The sequence below is a fragment of the Flavobacterium sp. 2755 genome, assembly GCF_031455715.1.
Classification (GTDB): Bacteria; Bacteroidota; Bacteroidia; order Flavobacteriales; family Flavobacteriaceae; genus Flavobacterium.
This window is the reverse complement of sequence record NZ_JAVDTG010000010.1, coordinates 124147-144468: the sequence shown is the minus strand read 5'-3', so window position 1 is coordinate 144468 and position 20322 is coordinate 124147. Positions and strand designations below refer to the sequence as shown.

Genomic DNA, 20322 nt, shown 5'->3' with positions numbered 1-20322 from the left:
GGCTTATCTAAATCGATAAGCCTTTTTGTTTTTAAAAATCTGCCCCAACACATTCTTAACTAAAACTGAAATTTATATCCAAAATCTGGCGAAAAACCAATTTGATCTTTTTGATTTACGCTGTTTGTTAATCTGTTATATTCTCTTGTAAACACGTTTGTATTGTTGGTTACGTTTTGAAGATCGATATAAAACTGGTGAAATCTCTTTTTGGTTTTACTGTTTAATTTAATTCCGAATTTTACATCTAATCGTAAATACGCATCGTATTGTTTGCTGAAAGCATTTGCATCGTCTCTAATTTCATAACCTGCGTTGTTTGATGCAGCTAAATCAACAGGCGTATAGTAACGTCCGCCGGCTGTTGTAAATTTGGTATCGATAGAAAATACATTTCTTTTTGCTTTGCCAACTTTAAACTCTTTTCCGCCTAAAAGATTGATTACGTAACCATTATTAAAAGGAGAATTTCGCTCGATATTGTCACTTCCTTTATATTTACTTTCAAAAAGAGAAGTGGTAAATAATGCATAATAACCTTCACTAAAGAATTTTTCAACCGTAAATTCAATTCCCTGATTAAATCCCGTTCCTTTACTTACCAAAGAAGTTTTATCGATAGAATAACCAAAATCTGCGCCTTCTGTTAAAGAAGAATAACTGCTTGGAAACGATTCAACTGCAGCTTTGCTAATATCCTGATAATACAATTCGACTTTTCCGCGCCATTTATTGGCCAAACGAACATCATAACCTAAAACATAATGCTGACTTTGCACTAAATCCAGATTTTTATTGGTTTGAACCTGAACTCCGTTTACAAATTCATTCAAAAATAAAATAGGAACGGGAACACTTTGATGATGAATTCCGAAACCAAAACTTACGGTATTTTTAGGATTTAAGGCATATGATAAAGCTGTTCTTGGTTCAAAAACAAACTGTTCATTTATCGAAAAATACTGCCCGTGAATTCCCGCGTTGAAAGTTAATTTTTCCGTCAAGCGGAATTGCCCCTGCGCAAACGGCTGCACGACATTATAATTTCCATTGTTATTGATTAAGGGAACAAAATCTGGAAAACCGTCTCCGTCAGAATCCTGCTGTCTGTCTCTTGAAGACATTTTTGCATCGAGTGTATAATTTTCATACAATAATCCCGCTCTAAAAGTAATTTTTTTATTGATTTTAGAATTGAATAAAGTCGAAAACGTAAATCTATTTTCATCATTTTTAATATCCGAAAACGGAAGTCTGTTTTCTTTTGGCGTATCATAATTGTAATAACGGAAATTCTTATACGAATTATTGGCATTCGAATAACCAACAATAGTTTTTAGATACGATTTTGAGCCAATTTCTAAATTATGTTTTAATCCAAAAGAAGCAAATCCGGAAGTGACATAACTGTCTTCATCCTGCGCTGCAAAAGGATCTTCTTTGTCAATTTTATCACCAAGAAAATCAATATCAGAAACGCCATAAATTCCGAAAACAGAAAAATTCCCCAATTTACTTTTTCCAAAATCGACATTAAAACTAATATCACTGTAATTGGGCTGTGCATCAGTTCCGGCTAATCCTGTAATGCCCACAAAACCATATCTTGCCGCGGCAACAAACGATCCGCCTTTTTTACCTAGTGGCCCTTCTGCCATAAATTCTAATCCCGGATAAGCTCCGGCGCTAATCATATATTCGTATTCGTCGGGATTTCCTTTTCTAAAACCTAAATCAAAAACACCCGCAATTGCATTTCCATATTCTGCCGGAAAAGCCGAAGTCAGGAAATCAGAATTTGCCAAAAGATTTGGATTTAATGCCGAAACCGGACCACCCGTTGTTCCTAAAGTTGAAAAGTGATTTGGACTTGGAACCGGCATTCCTTCAATTCTCCATAACATTCCTGATGGAGAATTTCCTCTCACAACAATATCATTTCGGCTGTCATCTCCGGTAGAAACACCGGCGAAATTAGAAACCAAGCGCGCCACGTCGCTTCGTCCGCCCGCAAATCTGGTTACTTCTTCTGTAGTAAATTGTTTTGTCGAAACTAATGCCATTTTATTTAATGGCTTTGCTTTGTTAGTTCCAGATGTTACGACGATTTCATCAAGTGTATTAAACTTTTCAATCAATGAAATTGTCAATAAATTATCTTTTCCGGTGGTAACATCAAGATCTGAAACTGAAGTATTTTCATATCCTGTAAAACTTATATTGATACTCTGCCTCCCAAGCGGGATATTAATTAATCTAAAACTTCCTTCAGCATCAGATTCTGTTTGAATACTTTCATTTCCGGCTAAAGAAATAATAGCTCCAGCGATAGGTTTTTCAGATTGTTTGTCTATTATTTTCCCCCTCACAATGCCCGTCTGAGCGTAGGAAATCAAGCCCAAAAGGCTTAAGACAATTGATAGTATATTCTTCATTTTATTTTTGCTTTATTGGTTATAAAAGCAAAAATAGAATGCTGAGATTTCTTAAAAATTGACTTCGGTTAAGATTTGCTGCTTAAAGTAATTCGGGTTCTGATTCGGCTTAAACTTTCCGGCTGAATTCCTAAATAACTGGCAATATGTTTTAAGGAAACTCTTTCGACTACTTTTGGACAGTATTTTAAAAAACGTAGATAACGTTCTTCCGGAGATAATAATGACATGGCCATATTTCTTCCCGTTAAACCTTTAATGGTTCGTTCCATCATAATTCGCAAGAAAGAATTAAAAACAGGATATTGCAAAACCAATTTTTCAAAATCTTCTTTGTAAGCCAAATAAACTATCGAGTCTTCGAGAGCTTCAATATTTAATAAAGAAGGTTTGCCGTATAAAAAACTTTCAAAGTCTGAATACCAATCGTTTTCAAAAAAGAAATTTCCGGTTGATTCTACGCCGTCAACCAAATAATAATAACGAATACTGCCCTCAGCAATAAAAATTCCGAAGTTGCAAATATCTCCTTCTACCAAAAGATGTTCGTTTTTTTTGACAGTTTTAAAGCGAAGTATACTTTCAAAAGCCAGACTTTCTTCTTCATTAAATTCTATCATTCGGGATAAATCTGTAATAACACATTCCATGATTATCAAGGTTTTAGAAATGAAATAGTTTTTGGTTGTTAAAATAAATAACTTAAACTATCGAAAAAAATTGCGCTAAAAACTTTAATAAACAGAAACATAACATATTACACCGTAATTTAACTTCCCGTATGTTATTTTCTGTTTTTTAAGAATTCAGCAAATTGTTTGGTATCAAAATAAAATGGTCGGATTGCGGTAATTTTTCCGTTTTTCAAATCAAAATGTTCTGAAATAGGCATTGAAAGATATTTACCAGATTTTTTTGCTTTGCATTTTATGGTAAAATAAATAATAACTTCATTTTTAGTTGCATCGCTAAAATAAGTAGGTTCCTTTTCAATTTCTAAATCAAAAAACTCAGTAGATTTTGCATACATTTTAGTCCATTCATTAAAGCCAACATACGTTCCGCCATATGGGAGTCCTTCCGCTTGGCTATAAACGGCACCATCTTCAATTAATGCTGCCATTTTTACAAAATCCCTTGTTTTAAAAAGACATTCGTAATATTGCGCTACAACTTTATAATTATCAGCTTCAAGATTTTGTAAAACTTCAGCATCAGACAAAGTAACTTCTGTATTCCAAAAACCAATAATTTTACTTACCTGACCTTTTCCATTTAATCTGGCAAAATCACGGCCTCCCATTATAGGTTCTTTTTTCTTGCCGTCAATAATTTTCCACTCCCAGGTTACATAATTGTCTTTTACAACTTTTGCTCCTGATGTCAATACCGCATCAGGAAACTTTTTATAAAATTCATTTATAACATTATTTAAGGCAGCCTGACCTTTTATAGAAGCCGAAGGATCTTCAAATGTACTGTCGTCCAGCCAGATTGATTTGATCAGTTTTAATCTTGCATCACTATTTTTTTCCTGCCAAACTTTTTCATAAACCGCAATTGGATTTAATTTATCTTTCTTTTGAGCAAAAAGACCATTAAGCATAAATAGGAAACATACAAAGTAGATTTTTCTCATAAGTTGTTAGATTAGATTTAGTTAAAAGCTTATATTTTAAGTAGAAAACCAAATTTACCATAAAAACATTAGAAAACCACGATATTGCTGCAATTTACCATCAATTCAAAATCCTGAGCGTTTACTGACCATTTTTAGATTTTTTGCAATAATTCTTTTGAAAAATAAATTTCTATTGAAAAACAGAAACTTCATCAATTAGTTTAAAAGCATTTTTAAGTTCCTTTTCCCATTCTAAAACGCTTTCTGCTGAAGCTCTGTCTGCCTTATCAAAATAAAAATGCTGTTTGATTTCAAATCCGCAATATTTAAAAACTCCAATGTCAGAAGTTAATTCCAAAGCTTTATCCATTCCCATTGCTTCGTATTCAGCATTTGATTTTCCGTGAGAATTTACAATAATGGCTTGTTTTCCTGTCAACAGACCTTTTTGAACGCCCTGATCGTATCGATACGCAAATCCGTAACTAAAAACTCGGTCAATATAACCTTTCATAATAGCCGGCATTCCCGTCCACCAAATTGGGTAAACAAAAATAATCTGGTCTGCCCACGAAATAAAATCCTGTTCAGTTTGGATATCTTCCGCAACTTGTCCCATTCTTTGTCCCTGTATATCCTGCAAAGAGAGAACCGGATTAAAATTAATTTCGTTTAAATCGCGAACCACAATTTCCTGTCCTGATTTTTCTAAAGATTCTACGATTGTGTTTTTGAAGAAATGGTTTAAACTTGCTTCGTTTGGATGTGCGTAAATAATTAAATTTTTCATGTTTTCTAGTTTTTAAGATTGAACATGACAAATGTATAACGCAGGTTTGGGGAGTAATTGTAAGAAAACGAAATCGGCTTTATTGCGGTTTTGAACTGCAGATATCGCTTTGAAATTTAAGAAACTTTGTTGGCGAAATATTCATATAATATTTAAAGTCATGAATAAGCTGACTTTGATCGTAATATCCGCATTGGTCAACAATCGTTAACCAATCTATTTTTAAATCGTTTAGTATATTTTTCTGAATTTGATCAACGGCTTTTAAAAATCTTTCATACCGATTGGCTTCTTTAACGGAATAACCAAAAACTTTCTTTTGATTCAACTGAATGTTTCTTTCGGTTTGGTTTATCTGCGAAGCAATCGCTTTTATAGGGTTTAAATTTTCATCTTGAAAATCATTTAAAAGAGTCGTAATTGCGGTTTGTTCCCGCAAATAAGGTTTGCAGAAATCTAAAATATAATCGACACGTTCTTTTGGATCAGGAATATTTTGAAGTTCTTCCCATAAAACCGTAAAACAGTTTTCATTGATTAGATCATCGGGATGAATGGGCATCGAATCACAAAGCGCATTGCCGAAGAATCTGTAAAAAGCATCTTCTTTAAAATTGGCAACTAAAATTTGTGATCCAGGTTCCAGAGTATAATCAAAAGCTTGTTTGATTGGACCTAAAACAATGCATTTTTCAACTTCTAAAAAAGTATTCTGCTGCGATTTTAAAGATGATTTTGTTCCGAAGTTAAAAGCCAGAATGCTTTGAAAACTTGGTAATAATGTTTTGGTTATGGGAAATTCCGTTTTGTTTTCGGCGAAGTAGAAATGCGAAAAAACAGTTTCAAATGCTGAAGGAACGGCAATTCTGTAATTGTTATTTTCTTCAGCATTTTTCATACTATATATATTTTTAGAAGTTTATTTAATAAACTCCGCTTCAAACAAATTAGCTACATGTTTGATAATTTTAGCCTTTACTTCTTCTTCGTCAACTTTTGCTACGCCAAGTTCTACGTTTAAAGAGGTAACACCTTTTCCGCGAATGCCGCACGGAATTATATTATCAAAATAACCTAAATCAACATTTACGTTTAAAGCAAATCCGTGCATGGTAACCCAGCGTGAAGCACGAACGCCCATTGCACAAATCTTCCGTGCAAACGGAGTTCCAACGCCAAGCCAGACTCCGGTTTCGCCTTCACTTCTGCCCGACTCTAAACCGTATTCTGCCAAAGTTAGAATCATTGCTTCTTCCAGAAAACGTAAATATTTATGAATATCCGTAAAGAAATTTTCTAAATCCAGAATGGGATATCCAACAATTTGTCCCGGTCCGTGATACGTAATATCACCGCCGCGATTGATTTTATAAAAAGTGGCTCCTTTTGCTTCGAGCTGTTTTTCGTTTAATAATAAGTTTTCAAAATCGCCGCTTTTGCCTAAAGTATAAACATGCGGATGCTCAACAAACAACAAATAATTTGGTGTTGGCAGGTCAAGTTCTTCTCTTCTGTTTTTGATTTTTAAGTCGACAATATCCTGAAAAAGTTCTTCCTGATATTCCCAAGTCGATTTATAATCCCGGTTTCCAAGATCTTGAAGTTGAATTTTTGTATTCATTTTAATTATTTTTCAAACTCAACGTCAAAGTTAAGTTTGTCAGGATTCTCCATATAATCCGTGAAAGTGTATTGAATTGTAATTGATTTTCTATCGTCGCTGAATAAAGCATTCGGGTTTGATACTTTTTTTATTTTCTTCGGAAAGTGATATTTGATAATATAATTAGATGAAGCGAACATCATTTTAGACATATCTGGTGCCGAATCTTTTTTTACTTCTGCCAGTTTCTGTTTATCGATTATGGCTTTTCTGGTAAATTTCTTTCCGTCGTAAGTATAACTTAGTTTGCTGTTGTTGTTTCCAAAATTACTTCCCATTGGGCTTGCCGCTGCTGCTCCGCCTTCTAATTTTTGAAGTGTACTGGCTGTTTGCAAAATATCCTGAAGTTCGTTTACGCTTTTAAAATCAGTTTCTAAAGTCATTAAAAATTGTTTTTTCTCAGCGCTCATTTTGGTATGAACTACAAAATTTTCGAGTTTTTTAATTTCCTGCTGTGCTTCGGGAGACATTTTTGCGATGCTGTCTTTTTTCTCTGCAAACAATTGTTTGAAGGTAAAAGTAGAATCAATGTCTTTTTTTGCGTTGGCTCCCATCTGGCTGCCAACTTGGTCTCCCGCCATTTCCATCAAGGCAGAACCATCCATGTCTACAGAGAATTTTCCGCTTCCGTTATCGTTAATGTAAATATTTTCAGTGAAAGTACAGCTTGTTAATGTCGCTATTAAAAAAGAAAAACTAAGTAGTTTGTATAATTTCATCGTAGTATAATTTTTTATCAAAGATACGAACTCTATTTTTAAAATTGACCACGGATTTTACGGATGAAACAGATTAAAACACAGGTTATTGTTTTTAACCAATCTTTGTCAAAGTTCTCTCTGCAAAAAAAATAAAATCAGTACAAACCCGTTTCATCCGTAAAATCCGTGACCCATAAAACCTACTCTAAAACCACTTCTAAATTTGTTATTTCAGGATCACGTAAACAATCTGAAAGCTGAAATTCTAAGGTTAAAGATTTTTTATCAGGGCTGATAACCGCTTTTTCATTTGAAACTGATTTTATCTTTTGAGGAAAACTATATCTTAAAGTATAAGTCTGCGTTAACTTTAAGTTTCCGTATTTAGATTCGTAGTTTTTATATCCGTCTTTTGCTTTTTGAAGTTCTTCTACATTAATAATTGATACAGAACGTTTAAAAACTTTTCCATTAAAATCATACGAGATCTTGTAATAATGAGTTTCGGCAGTTAACGCATAATTATTTTGAAGATCGTCTGCGTAATCTTCTGTTTTATACAAATCCGGAATTTCTGAAACTTTATTAAAATGAAGCGAAAATACACTTCGAAATTCTTTCTCAAACGAACTCTTTTTGAGATGTACTTTTACATTGGTATATTTTTGAAACAGCTTTTGCTCTTCGGGCGTATATTTTAAAAATGTTTCCTTGTATTTTTCGATGTATTCACTAAAAACATACGTTGTATCTTCAAATACATTTTCACGTCCATACGACTCTCCCGCCAATTGCATATAACTATTTTCTTCGCGAAGCTGCTCCATTTTGACATTTCCGCTTCCGTCAGAATTAATTGTAATGGTTTCGGTAATTTGACAGCTTGTTAATAGAATTAGAAATAAAAAGGCTGATAGGTATTTCATTTTTTTGGAAGGTTCTGAGGTTCTAAGTTGCTAAGATACTGAGTTTTTTTGTCATTGCGAGGAACGAAGCAATCTCACGATCAAAATCAATCAACGGTTTTCAATCCGTCCATTTTTCATTCGTTTTTTATTAATCTTCTCACCCATTTTCCCATTCATTTTAAAGATTGAAATCCAATAAATTGCTATTGCAAAAAATCTAAAACCTGCATTCTAAAATCTACATTCTTTTCTTTATCTTTGCACACTTAAAAAAAGAGCACAAAATGGCATTATCAGAACAAGAAATCATCAGAAGAGAAAAACTTCAAAACTTACGCAGTCTGGGAATCAATCCTTATCCAGCTAATCTTTTTCCTGTAAATCATACTTCTAAGCAAATAAAGGAGTCATTTGAAGAAGGTAAGAAGGTTATCGTTGCGGGTCGTTTGATGAGCGTGAGAGATCAGGGAAAAGCTTGTTTTGCTGAATTGCAGGATAGCGAAGGACGTATTCAATTATACGTAAATCGTGATGTTTTGTGTGAAGGTGACGATAAAACTTTATACAATCAGGTATTTAAAAAATTAACTGATTTAGGTGACTTTATTGGTATTGAAGGTGAATTATTTACTACACAAGTTGGTGCAAAATGTATCCGTGTAAGCGGATTTACTTTCTTGAGTAAAACATTACGTCCGCTTCCTTTACCAAAAGTTGATGAAGAAGGAAACGTTCACGATGCATTTAATGATGCTGAGTTACGTTACAGAATGCGTTATGTAGATTTAACGGTTAATCAACATGTTAAAGAAACTTTCATTAAACGTACCAAATTATTTAGCGCTATGCGTGGGTACTTTAACAATGCTGGATATCTTGAAGTTGAAACTCCGGTTTTACAGCCAATTCCGGGTGGAGCTGCAGCGCGTCCGTTTATCACACACCATAATTCGCTTGATATTCCGCTTTACATGCGTATTGCAAACGAATTGTACTTAAAAAGATTAATTGTTGGTGGATTTGAAGGTGTTTATGAGTTCTCTAAAAACTTCCGTAACGAAGGTATGGACAGAACACATAATCCTGAATTTACTGCAATGGAAATATATGTAGCTTACAAAGACTACAACTGGATGATGGAATTTGCCGAAGGATTGCTTGAACATTGCGCGATTGCAGTAAATGGTTCAAGTGAAGTTACTTTTGGCGAGCACAAAATCAACTTTAAAGCGCCTTATGCACGCGTTACAATGACAGATTCTATCAAACATTTTACTGGATTTGATATCTCAGGAAAAACGGAAGAAGAATTGTTTGAAGCTGCAAGAGGAATGGGAATTGAGGTTGATAAAACAATGGGTAAAGGAAAATTAATTGATGAGATTTTTGGAGCTAAATGCGAAGGAAACTATATTCAGCCAACTTTCATTACTGATTATCCGAAAGAAATGTCGCCTCTTTGTAAAGAACACCGCGACAATCCTGAACTTACAGAGCGTTTTGAATTAATGGTTTGTGGTAAAGAAATTGCAAATGCTTATTCTGAATTAAACGACCCAATTGATCAGCGTGAACGTTTTGAAGATCAAATGCGTTTATCTGAAAAAGGTGATGATGAAGCGAATGGTGTTATCGATGAAGATTTCTTAAGAGCACTTGAATATGGTATGCCTCCAACTTCTGGAATGGGAATTGGAATGGATCGTTTGATTATGTATTTAACAAATAACGCTTCTATTCAGGAAGTTTTATTGTTCCCGCAAATGCGTCCGGAGAAAAAACAAGCTCAAATTGAACTTTCTGATGAAGAAAAAGTAATCATTACTTTATTGAAAGGAAACGAAAATAAAATGGAATTAGGACAGCTAAAAGTTACGGCTAACTTAAGCGGTAAAAAATGGGATGCGTCTATGAAAAACTTATCTAAACATGGTTTGACTAAAGTTGTCGTTGACGGCGAGTTTAAAACTGTGGAATTGGTGGAGTAATCTTTGTCTTATTTTATTACAAATACAGCCCGATAGGTTTATAACTTATCGGGTTTTTTATTTAAAATTGTATAAACTTAAAAAATCGAATTATGAATACTTTAAACATTTATCAGTTTAACCAGCTTGAATTAGATATGCTTAAAGAAAGCGAAGAAGATATAAAATATGGCAGAGTTATTTCTCAGGAAGATTTAGACAAAGAAGATCTAGAATGGCTTTCTCAAATATGAAATTAACCCCCGACAGGAAATCGTCGGGGGGGGTGTTTTTTTATGTCTTATTGATGTCGAATTAGATTTTGTAGACGCACTGCTGTGCGTCTCTACGGAATATCTTTGTGTATATTTCACTTACAATAAACCCGACAGGTTTTAAAAAACTGCTGGGTTTATTTTTACAATTCATATATCCAACTGAAACCTCGTCAACCGCACTGGAAGTCCAGCCCTACAATATAAATCGAGCTGAAGCTTTTTTTCTAGTTCCGAAGGAACAAATCATATTGTAGAGCTGGACTTCAGTCCAGTTTAAATAAATTTGTATTTACATTAAAATTGGAATTTAAAACGAATACTTCTCCAACTTCTTCTCATAAATATCCAAAACCTTTGTGCTTTCCTTTGGAAGATCTCCTTTCCATTTTTCTTCAATAGATGGATTTGCTGGATATTTACCATTTTTCATTTTTATATGATGAAATAAACCGTCGCTTTTTAGTATAAGATCATAAAAATTTTCCGTGGATAAAGTCGTTACATAAATTGGAAAATCGGTAACGGTGAAATGATTAATTACACTTCCGTCGTTATTTAAAATATATCCTGAACAGCCTCCGCTTCCGCAGAAATAGGAATTTGAGAAGCCAACAAAATATTCATTTTTCTTGTCATTATTTAAATCAAAAGCTTCGTAATAAAAGAATCGATCTTCTTTTGTCATTGTGGGAATGTCTTTCTTTAATAAAACATTCAATTGTTTCCGAATCAATTCTACAGCTTTATCATCTTTTGCGGGAGTATTGCTTACATCCGCAGTTCCTCCAATTGTTTTATACAATGTATCCTGAACAATCGTTTTAATGATATTTTTTGATTCCGTTTTACTTTGACAAGAATACAACGCCAAAATTGCGATTAGAACTAAAATTTTATTTTTCATAATCTGATATTTTAAACCTACATCTTCCTTTACAACTAATTAAATTACAAAAAATATTCGACAAGCTCATTAAACCAGCAGAGCCGCTTTATTTTCAATATCATTTTGTGTCAACAATGACTTTATATTATTAAAAGTGACCAAAGCAATCTGGGTTAAAGCTTCATTGGTAAAAAATGCCTGATGCGCCGTTACCAAAACATTCGGAAAACTCATTAAACGTTGAATCGCATCATCCTGAATAATATCAGCAGAAAGATCTCTAAAGAATAGTTTTTCTTCCTGTTCGTAAACATCAATTCCTAAATAGCCTATTTTCCCTTCTTTCAAACCTTCAATAACACAGGCCGTTTCTATTAATCCACCGCGGCTTGTATTGATAATCATAACGCTGTGTTTCATTAAAGCAATCGAATCTTTATTAATAACATGTTTTGTTTGATCGTTTAGCGGGCAGTGAAGTGAAATGATATCGCTCGATTTAAATATTTCTTCTAAACCAACAAAAGAAACGCCGTCTTTCACCATTTCCTCATTGGTAACAATATCATACGCCAAAACTTTACAGCCAAAACCTAAAGCAATTTTCGCAAAAGCTTTCCCAATATTTCCCGTTCCGATAATCCCGATTGTTTTTCCAAACAAATCAAAACCTAACAATCCGTTTAAGGAAAAATTTTGCTCCCGAACTCTGTTATAGGCTTTATGCGTTTTTCGGTTTAAAGTTAAAATCATCGCCATCGCATGTTCTGCAACTGCTTGTGGCGAATAAGCCGGAACGCGGCACACTTTTAAATTGTATTTTTTGGCAGCTTCTAAATCTACATTATTAAAACCTGCACAGCGTAGTGCAATGATTTTTACTTTTTTCTCTGCCAATTGTTTAATTACAGCTTCGTTTACAATGTCGTTTACAAAAACACAGACAATTTCTGCTTTTTCAATTAAAATTACCGTTTGTGGATTTAATTGTGTTTCGAAGAAATCCAGTTCAAAGCTAAAATCGGCATTGTATTTATTGAAAAAAGTTTTATCGTAGGGCTGCGTTGAAAAGAAAGCAATTTTATAGTTTGATAAAGAAGAGTTCATGATAATTTGTTTTTGGATTGTATTTTATTGGTTTCCTAAAAATAAGAAAATATTTTCAATATGCAGGAAAGCCTCAATCTTAAATATTTACATTTCAAAAAGTTAAATAAACAACAATTCAAACAATATTAATTAAACCTATTCAGTTTAATAAAGTCTAAACACTATAACCTTAAAAGAACAAATCATGAAAAAATTATTTATCGCAGCTATGCTATTGATCGGAATAGCAAGTTTTGCACAAGACGGCGATCAAAAGCCGGCACGTGAACAAAGAGAAAAATTAACTCCCGAACAGCGTAACGAAAAACAATTACAAAAGTTAACTACAGAATTGGGTTTAGATGCGAATCAGCAAGCGCAGGTAAAACAACTACTGGCTGAAAGAAGCGCTAAAGCAGAAAAATTCAGAGAAACAAGAGAAGCAAGAAAAGACAGCGATGTAAAACCAACTGATGCTGAAAAAGAAGCTTTTAAAAATGAATTAAAAGCAGAAAAAGAAGGTAACGAAGCTAAAATGAAAGCAATCTTAACTGCGGATCAATATACGAAATGGCAATCTTTAAGAGAAAAAAATAAAGAGAAAGTCAAAGACAAAATGAAAGATTACAAAAAAGAAAACAACTAAATATAGTTTACAAAAAGAGGCCGCTGCGCCTCTTTTTTGTTTTCAGATCTTATTATGTTTTCCTTAATAGTTTCTGTTAATTAAAAGATAAATCTAACAATCTCATTAAACTTAATAAATCTGTTGATGTCTAATTGCTATAAACCTTTAAAAAAACGAAAAATGAAAAAATTATTTATCACAGCTTTATTATTCGTTGGAATAGTAAGTTTTGCGCAAGACATCAATCAGAAACCAGCACGCGATCAAAGAGAAAAATTAACTCCGGAACAGCGTAATGAAAAGCATTTACAAAAATTAACTTCTGATTTGAATTTAGATAAAAAGCAGCAGGAAGAAGTAAAACAGCTTATAGCGGAAAGAAGTGCTAAAGCAGAAAAATTTAGAGACGCCAGAAAAGACAGTAAAACAAAACCTACTGATGCGGAAAGAGAAGCTTTTAAAAAACAAATGAAAGCCGACAAAGAAGCCAATGATGGTAAAATGAAAGCCATTTTAAATGCGGATCAATACACAAAATGGACGGCTCTAAAAAAAGAACATGAAGGCCACAGAAGAAAAGGAGATCATAAAGATCATAAAACGCCGCAAGAACGCAATCAGGCACATTTGCAAAAGTTAACAACTGATTTAAACTTAAACGCTGATCAGCAAAAACAAGTAAGTGAACTTTTATCTGAAAGAAGTACAAAAATGGAAATGCTTAAAAAAAGCAGAAAAGATTCTGATGCAAAACCAACTGATGCTGAAAGAAAAGCCATGAAAAAACAAATGGAAGAAGATCACAAAGCTGCCGATGCAAAAATGAAATCTATTTTAAATGCAGATCAATATAAAAAATGGACTGCCATTAAAAAAGAACATAAAGACAAAATGAAAGATCACCGAAAAGATAAAATGTAATTGAGATCAAAAAAAAGAGGCTTTAAAAAGCCTCTTTCTTGTTTTTATAAACACGGATTTCACAAATTGACACCAATTTGTTGTTGCAATAAATTCCACAAACTAGGCTAAATGAAAATTCGTGAAATTCGTGTTATCCGTGGGCTTTTAAAACCCCTTTTTTATTATTTAAAATGTTTTCGAAACTTTGTCGATTGCATTAATAGTAAAGTCTAAATCTTCGTACGTTAAAGCATCTGTAATAAACCATGTTTCGTATGCAGATGGCGCAATGTAAATTCCTTCCTGCAACAATCCGTGGAAGAATTTCTTAAACGTTTCGTTATCTCCTTTTGCAGCAGTTTGGAAATCTGTAACCGGATTGGCATCAAAGTGAACAGAAATCATAGAACCTACTCTATTGATCGTAAAAACAACATTATTTGCTTTTAAAACTCTGTCAATTCCAGCTTCTAAATAAGCTGTTTTTTCTTCTAAACGAGTAAAAATTTCACGGTCATTATCTAACGCTTTTAACATTGCATATCCAGCCGCCATTGCTAACGGATTTCCAGATAATGTTCCTGCCTGATAAACAGGTCCAAGCGGTGCTAAATAATTCATGATTTCTTCGCGTGCAGCAAAAGCTCCAACCGGAAGTCCACCGCCAATTACTTTTCCGAAAGTTACAATATCAGCATTGATATTATACAATTCCTGAACTCCTCCGCGAGCTAAACGGAAACCTGTCATAACCTCATCAAAAATCAATAAGATTCCATTTGCTGTACACAATTCTCTTAAGCCTTCAAGGAAACCTTTTGCAGGCGGAATACATCCCATATTTCCTGCAACTGCTTCAATAATTATCGCAGCGATTTCACCTTTGTTAGCATCGATTAGAGTTTTTACATTCTCTAAATCATTGTATTTTGCCAACAAAGTATCTTTTGCAGTTCCTTCTGTAACGCCCGGACTATTTGGAGATCCAAAAGTTACAGCTCCACTTCCCGCCTGAATCAAAAATGAATCAGAATGTCCGTGATAACAGCCTGCAAATTTTATTATTTTATCTCTTTTTGTAAATCCACGAGCCAAACGAATTGCGCTCATACAAGCTTCTGTACCAGAATTTACAAATCTAATTTTATCAATATTCGGAACCATAGAAACCGCCAAAGCTGCAATTTCTGTTTCCAGTTCTGTTGGCATTCCAAATGAAGTTCCCAGTTTTGCTTTTTCGATTACGGCATCAACAACCGGCTGATAAGCGTGACCCAAGACCATTGGCCCCCAAGAGTTGATATAATCTATTAATTTGTTTCCGTCTTCATCATATAAATAAGCACCTTTGGCACTTTTTACAAAAATTGGAGTTCCGCCAACCGCTTTAAACGCTCTTACTGGTGAATTTACTCCTCCCGGAATTACTTTTTCTGCTTCAGCAAAAAGCTTACTACTTCTTTTATATAACATTTTTTATTTTAGATTTTTGAATTCAGATTTTAGATTTAAACTGAAAACTTATTTTTGGATTTTTGAATTATTTGAAAACTGAGACTGAACACTAAAAACTGAACACTTAATCACTTAACCTTCAACCTTTGCCCAATTGAAATGGCATTATCAGTTAAATTATTTTTTTGTTTTAAGTCATCAACCAATAAATTGAATTTTTTTGAAATCGAATATAACGTATCACCTTGTTGTACTTCATACAAATTAGGATCATTTGAATTTGAATTTGTTTTAACCGGCGATGTACTTTTGGTTGGACTTGTAGTCGTTTTACTAATTGGCGTATAATTTTTTCCGGTTACCTGACAATCATATTGATGCAGATTATAACGCTCGATATAACTGATTAATTTATCCGGATAATTAGGATCTGTTGCGTAACCTGCCGCTCGCAAACCTTTTGCCCACGATTTATAATCGTCTTTTTCGTAAGTGAATAAAGTCGCGTATCTGTTTTTTCCAACTAAAAATAAAGCGTGATCTCTATATGATTCTGCCGCTTCAGGATATTTTCTAAAACATTCTTGAGCCGAATCATCGTCATGACGAACACTTTCTCCAAGCCAGTCTTTATGGCATTTAATTCCGAAATGATTATTCGCTTCAAGCGCTAAATCTCCTTTTCCCGCTCCCGATTCCAAGATTCCCTGCGCCAAAATAATACTTGCCGGAATTCCGTACGTTTTCATATTTCCCATTGCAATATCTTTGAACTGCAAAATGTAATTATTGATTAAATCGCTGGTAACAACTGTTTTTGAAGTAGATTGAATAACCTCAGTTGTATTATTTGTGGAAGGGTAATTTTTAACTGTTGGTTTGTTGTAAGCTGGTTTTTTCGTCGTCGCCACTCTTGGCTTTTGAACCGTCGTTTTTTTCGTCGTAGCGACAGCTGGTTTGCTTGACGAACAGCTTGCCAAAACTATTATTGTAAAGAGCAGTACAATTTTTTTAATCATTTTTTTTGAGTATTGGTAATTTTTTCTGCTTCAACTTTATATTCATTCCTTCAATTCCCTGTAATCCGCCAGTATGAATGAGTACTATTTTTGAATGTGCAGGAAAATAATTTTTGTTGATTAAATCTATAACGCCAAAAACCATCTTTCCTGTATAAATTGGATCTAAGGGCACTTTTGTTTCTTCAAAAAAACCATTGATAAATTCGATTAATTCCAAATTTATCTTGCCATAACCTCCAAAATGATAGTCAGAAATTAAATTCCAGTTATCTTTTTTTGCAAAAATACGAATTTCATCGGTTAAAAAATCACCTTTTAACGCCGGAAAGCCCAAAATTTTCTGATTTTCCTTAGCACTATTTATTAATCCTGAAATTGTTCCGCCCGTTCCAACAGCGCAGCAAACGTAATTAAAAACCGAATCTTCATCGGTTAAAATCTCTTCGCATCCTTTTACGGCGAGTTCGTTTGTCCCACCTTCGGGAACTAAATAAAAATCGCCAAACTTCTCTTTTAGCTTTTCTATATAGGAAGTTTCATTTTTTAAACGATACTCTTCACGAGAAACAAACTCAAATTGCATTTCGTTTTCCTTAGCGAATTTCAAAGTTGGGTTTTCTTCAATTTTATCAAAAAGTTCATCGCCGCGAATAATGCCGATAGTTTTAAAACCCTGTTCTTTTCCGGCAAAAGCCACCGCCGCAATATGATTCGAAAATGCACCGCCAAAAGTCAATAAAGTTTCTTTTTTTTCGGCTTTCGCCTGAAGTAAATTGTATTTTAATTTTCTGAATTTATTCCCCGAAACAAACGGATGAATTAAATCTTCACGTTTTATTGTCAAAGAAATATCATTCGGAAAATCGATAGAAATATGTTGATTGAAAACTGGGTTCATTTTAATTTAATGTAATGTAGAAACTGAAAAAATGATCGGTTTTTTAAATAAGTAAAATCGGCTTCTTTCGCGTAAGCTTCTCTTTCAAAACTGATATTTCGATACGCCAATTCCGCATTTTTATATTGAAGTAAGCGAATTAAATATTCCAGAAAATACCAGACAAAAAACGGAATTACTAAAAGTTCTAACTGCTGTCGCAAATGGATTTTTTCATGATTAACAAAAATTGCATTTGCTTTATCAAAACCATATTTTACAATCACAAACGGAAATACAGCCATTCCGCGATATCCTTTCGGAATTAAATATTTGGCAACAATCAGAAACATTGGCTGTAAAATTTATAAATTTGTAGCTATAAAATTGTTCGATTTCAATAAAATCATAATCAAATATTTATATTTTTGATTTTTATATTATTCAAAAACGAACGCGAAGCAGATTTATGAAAGAGCAAAGTAATGAAAATAAATTAATCGAAGGCGAAGATTTTTACTATACACCCGAAGGTTACAAATGCTTTACTGAAAAACACCATTTAAAAAGAGGTTATTGCTGTAAAAGCGGCTGCCGTCATTGTCCGTACGGTTTTGATAAAAGAACTGGCGAAATAAGAAAAAAGGCTAATTAGTCAATTTGAAAATGTGTCAATTAGATAATTCAACAATCTAAAATCAACAATCTAAACTCTAAAATCATTAATGGATATCCATTCAAGAAAATTCAGGATTAAAATCCACAAGTCTTATCACAGGTCGGATATCCGTTATCCCTAGTTTTTTAATTAGAAAATGTGCCAATTTGAAAATTAGATAATTTTAAAAAAATCCAAATTCCAATTGCACTCAATTGAGTGTTGGTGCATTTAAAGTTCCATTCGGACAACATAATTTAAAAAACAAAAAATTAATCTGTTGTTAATCTAACAAAACTAACTTAGCAACTCAGCATCTTAAAAAATGACTTTCAAAGAACAAATACAACAAGGAATTCCAAATATATTACCTCAAAAAGCAGTGTACGATCCGGCTATTAATCACGCTCCGAAAAGAAAAGAAATTCTTTCGGCAGAAGAAAAAAAGCTGGCTCTTAAAAACGCTTTACGCTATTTTGATCCAAAACATCACGCTGAATTAATTCCTGAATTTTCAGAAGAATTAGAAAAATACGGACGTATTTATATGTACCGCCTTCGTCCGGAATACAGAATGTACGCTCGCCCTATTGATGAATATCCGGGAAAATCATTGCAGGCAAAAGCAATTATGCACATGATTCAAAACAATTTGGATTATGCTGTGGCACAACATCCGCACGAATTGATTACGTATGGCGGAAACGGGGCTGTTTTCCAAAACTGGGCACAATATTTATTGACGATGCAGTATTTGTCTGAAATGACAGATGAGCAGACTTTAACCATGTATTCAGGACATCCGATGGGATTATTTCCTTCCCATAAAGAAGCACCAAGAGTTGTGGTTACAAACGGAATGGTTATCCCAAATTATTCTAAACCGGACGATTGGGAAAAAATGAATGCGCTTGGAGTTTCGCAATACGGACAAATGACGGCGGGAAGTTATATGTACATTGGCCCACAGGGAATTGTACACGGGACTACGATTACGGTTTTAAACGGTTTTAGAAAAATAAAACAAAATCCGGAAGGAAGTTTATTCGTAACTTCTGGTTTGGGCGGAATGTCTGGTGCTCAGCCAAAAGCCGGAAATATTGCCGGATGTATTACGGTTTGCGCCGAAGTGAATCCGAAAATTACAAAAATTCGTCACGAACAAGGATGGATTAATGAAGTTGTAACTTCTACAGATGAATTAGTTGCCAGAGTAGCTTTGGCGAAAGCCAATAAAGAAACCGTTTCAATTGCTTATTTAGGAAATGTGGTCGACGTTTGGGAACGTTTTGATCAGGAAAATATCAAAATTGATTTAGGTTCAGATCAGACTTCGCTTCATAATCCGTGGGCTGGAGGTTATTATCCGGTTGGGATTTCTTTTGAAGAAGCAAATGATTTGATGGCTAATAATCCGGATTTATTTAAAGAAAAAGTTCAGGAAACATTACGTCGTCACGCATCAGCCATTAATAAACATACGGCAAAAGGAACTTACTTTTTTGATTACGGAAATGCATTTTTACTCGAAGCTTCACGTGCCGGCGCAGATGTAATGGCAACAAATAATATCGATTTTAAATATCCGAGTTACGTTCAGGATATTATGGGACCAATGTGTTTTGATTATGGTTTTGGGCCTTTTAGATGGGTTTGTACTTCTGGAAAACCGGAAGATTTACAAAAAACCGATACTATCGCAAGTCAGGTTTTAGAAGAATTAGCGAAGACTTCTCCAAGTGAAATTCAGCAGCAAATGCAGGATAACATTAAATGGATTAAAGGTGCACAGGAAAATAAACTGGTTGTAGGTTCTCAAGCACGAATTCTTTATGCTGATGCCGAAGGCAGGATTAAAATTGCTGAAGCTTTTAACCAAGCGATTGCAAAAGGTGAAATTGGCGCTGTTGTTTTAGGACGCGATCATCATGACGTTTCCGGAACCGATTCGCCTTACAGAGAGACTTCAAACATTTATGACGGATCTCGTTTTACGGCTGATATGGCGATTCAAAACGTAATTGGAGACAGTTTTAGAGGAGCAACCTGGGTATCCATTCATAACGGCGGAGGAGTTGGCTGGGGAGAGGTTATAAACGGCGGATTTGGTATGGTTCTTGATGGTTCTAAAGAAGCTTCAAAGCGTTTAGCATCAATGCTTTTTTGGGATGTGAACAACGGAATTTCAAGACGAAGCTGGGCCCGAAATGATGAAGCTATTTTTGCTATAAAAAGAGCTATGCAAGTCGAGCCTTTATTAAAAGTAACTTTACCTAATATTGTTGACGAAAGTCTGCTTAGTTAAAGTTCATTTAAAAAGATTTTATCATAAACGCAATGTCATCCTGAGCGAAGTCGAAGGCTTGTAAGCAAAAAAGGGCTTCGACTTCGCTCAGCCTGACAAATGTAAAAGTTGCTTTTGTGATAAAATAAACCGAACA

At 34.1% G+C, this 20322-nt stretch carries 20 protein-coding genes; 6 read left to right on the top strand and 14 right to left on the bottom strand.

Translation table 11 applies throughout. From position 1 onward, the window contains the following. Window positions 1-59: 59 nt before the first annotated feature. The 8 genes from J2Y38_RS20545 to J2Y38_RS20510 form a co-directional block, all read right to left on the bottom strand. Window positions 60-2435 (bottom strand): carboxypeptidase-like regulatory domain-containing protein, encoded by a 2376-nt coding sequence (locus J2Y38_RS20545; RefSeq protein WP_309846284.1) that lies wholly within the window; start codon window positions 2433-2435, stop codon window positions 60-62. Window positions 2436-2503: 68 nt separating this feature from the next. Further along, window positions 2504-3085, bottom strand: coding sequence for a Crp/Fnr family transcriptional regulator (locus J2Y38_RS20540; protein WP_180858520.1), 582 nt, complete (start codon window positions 3083-3085; stop codon window positions 2504-2506). Between the two features lie 134 nt (window positions 3086-3219). Next, window positions 3220-4074 carry a nuclear transport factor 2 family protein gene (locus J2Y38_RS20535; RefSeq protein ID WP_309846280.1) on the bottom strand — a complete coding sequence of 285 codons (855 nt, stop codon included), beginning with the start codon at window positions 4072-4074 and terminating at the stop codon, window positions 3220-3222. Between the two features lie 172 nt (window positions 4075-4246). Next, complete coding sequence (locus tag J2Y38_RS20530) at window positions 4247-4846, bottom strand: NAD(P)H-dependent oxidoreductase (protein ID WP_309846277.1); 600 nt, start codon at window positions 4844-4846, stop codon at window positions 4247-4249. Between the two features lie 79 nt (window positions 4847-4925). Beyond that, the gene (locus J2Y38_RS20525) at window positions 4926-5744 is read right to left on the bottom strand and encodes an AraC family transcriptional regulator (RefSeq protein ID WP_309846274.1); all 819 of its coding nucleotides are present in this window, start codon (window positions 5742-5744) and stop codon (window positions 4926-4928) included. A 21-nt stretch (window positions 5745-5765) separates the two neighbouring features. Further along, window positions 5766-6467, bottom strand: a complete 702-nt coding sequence (lipB, locus tag J2Y38_RS20520) for a lipoyl(octanoyl) transferase LipB (protein WP_256637131.1) — start codon at window positions 6465-6467, stop codon at window positions 5766-5768. 5 nt (window positions 6468-6472) lie between these two features. Next, window positions 6473-7228 (bottom strand): hypothetical protein, encoded by a 756-nt coding sequence (locus tag J2Y38_RS20515; protein ID WP_309846271.1) that lies wholly within the window; start codon window positions 7226-7228, stop codon window positions 6473-6475. Window positions 7229-7410: 182 nt separating this feature from the next. Continuing rightward, window positions 7411-8136 carry a hypothetical protein gene (locus tag J2Y38_RS20510; RefSeq protein ID WP_309846268.1) on the bottom strand — a complete coding sequence of 242 codons (726 nt, stop codon included), beginning with the start codon at window positions 8134-8136 and terminating at the stop codon, window positions 7411-7413. A gap of 266 nt (window positions 8137-8402) precedes the next feature. Here J2Y38_RS20510 and lysS point away from each other — a divergent pair, with 266 nt between their 5' ends. Together lysS and J2Y38_RS20500 are read left to right on the top strand one after the other, a co-directional pair. Then, a complete protein-coding gene (gene lysS, locus J2Y38_RS20505; protein ID WP_309846266.1) occupies window positions 8403-10106 on the top strand; it encodes a lysine--tRNA ligase in 1704 nt (567 codons plus the stop codon). A gap of 92 nt (window positions 10107-10198) precedes the next feature. After that, window positions 10199-10339, top strand: coding sequence for a hypothetical protein (locus J2Y38_RS20500; protein WP_309846263.1), 141 nt, complete (start codon window positions 10199-10201; stop codon window positions 10337-10339). A 331-nt stretch (window positions 10340-10670) separates the two neighbouring features. Here the strand turns inward: J2Y38_RS20500 and J2Y38_RS20495 are convergent, their stop codons facing one another. Both J2Y38_RS20495 and J2Y38_RS20490 read right to left on the bottom strand, forming a co-directional pair. Then, entirely contained in the window at window positions 10671-11267 is a 597-nt protein-coding gene (locus tag J2Y38_RS20495) for a hypothetical protein (RefSeq protein ID WP_309846260.1), read from the bottom strand. Between the two features lie 69 nt (window positions 11268-11336). Next, the gene (locus J2Y38_RS20490; RefSeq protein WP_309846257.1) at window positions 11337-12356 is read right to left on the bottom strand and encodes a 2-hydroxyacid dehydrogenase; all 1020 of its coding nucleotides are present in this window, start codon (window positions 12354-12356) and stop codon (window positions 11337-11339) included. 187 nt (window positions 12357-12543) lie between these two features. Here J2Y38_RS20490 and J2Y38_RS20485 point away from each other — a divergent pair, with 187 nt between their 5' ends. Next, on the top strand, window positions 12544-12984 hold the full coding sequence (locus J2Y38_RS20485; protein WP_309846254.1) for a hypothetical protein: 441 nt from the start codon (window positions 12544-12546) through the stop codon (window positions 12982-12984). Window positions 12985-13146: 162 nt separating this feature from the next. Beyond that, a complete protein-coding gene (locus J2Y38_RS20480) occupies window positions 13147-13887 on the top strand; it encodes a hypothetical protein (protein ID WP_309846252.1) in 741 nt (246 codons plus the stop codon). 168 nt (window positions 13888-14055) lie between these two features. On the opposite strand, the gene hemL is transcribed toward J2Y38_RS20480, so the two are convergent. The 4 genes from hemL to J2Y38_RS20460 form a co-directional block, all read right to left on the bottom strand. Then, window positions 14056-15342, bottom strand: coding sequence for a glutamate-1-semialdehyde 2,1-aminomutase (gene hemL, locus J2Y38_RS20475; RefSeq protein WP_309846251.1), 1287 nt, complete (start codon window positions 15340-15342; stop codon window positions 14056-14058). Between the two features lie 110 nt (window positions 15343-15452). After that, entirely contained in the window at window positions 15453-16343 is an 891-nt protein-coding gene (locus J2Y38_RS20470; RefSeq protein WP_309846249.1) for a glucosaminidase domain-containing protein, read from the bottom strand. Continuing rightward, complete coding sequence (locus tag J2Y38_RS20465; protein WP_309846247.1) at window positions 16336-17244, bottom strand: pyridoxal-phosphate dependent enzyme; 909 nt, start codon at window positions 17242-17244, stop codon at window positions 16336-16338. The genes J2Y38_RS20470 and J2Y38_RS20465 overlap by 8 nt, the downstream gene beginning before the upstream one ends. Next, entirely contained in the window at window positions 17241-17576 is a 336-nt protein-coding gene (locus tag J2Y38_RS20460; protein ID WP_309846245.1) for a hypothetical protein, read from the bottom strand. Before J2Y38_RS20460 ends, J2Y38_RS20465 begins: the two co-directional genes overlap by 4 nt. A 116-nt stretch (window positions 17577-17692) precedes the next feature. Between J2Y38_RS20460 and J2Y38_RS20455 the strand changes: the two genes are divergently transcribed. After that, complete coding sequence (locus tag J2Y38_RS20455; RefSeq protein ID WP_073418076.1) at window positions 17693-17878, top strand: DUF5522 domain-containing protein; 186 nt, start codon at window positions 17693-17695, stop codon at window positions 17876-17878. 328 nt (window positions 17879-18206) lie between these two features. Beyond that, window positions 18207-20186 (top strand): urocanate hydratase, encoded by a 1980-nt coding sequence (locus J2Y38_RS20450; RefSeq protein ID WP_309846241.1) that lies wholly within the window; start codon window positions 18207-18209, stop codon window positions 20184-20186. The last annotated feature ends 136 nt before the right edge of the window (window positions 20187-20322 follow it).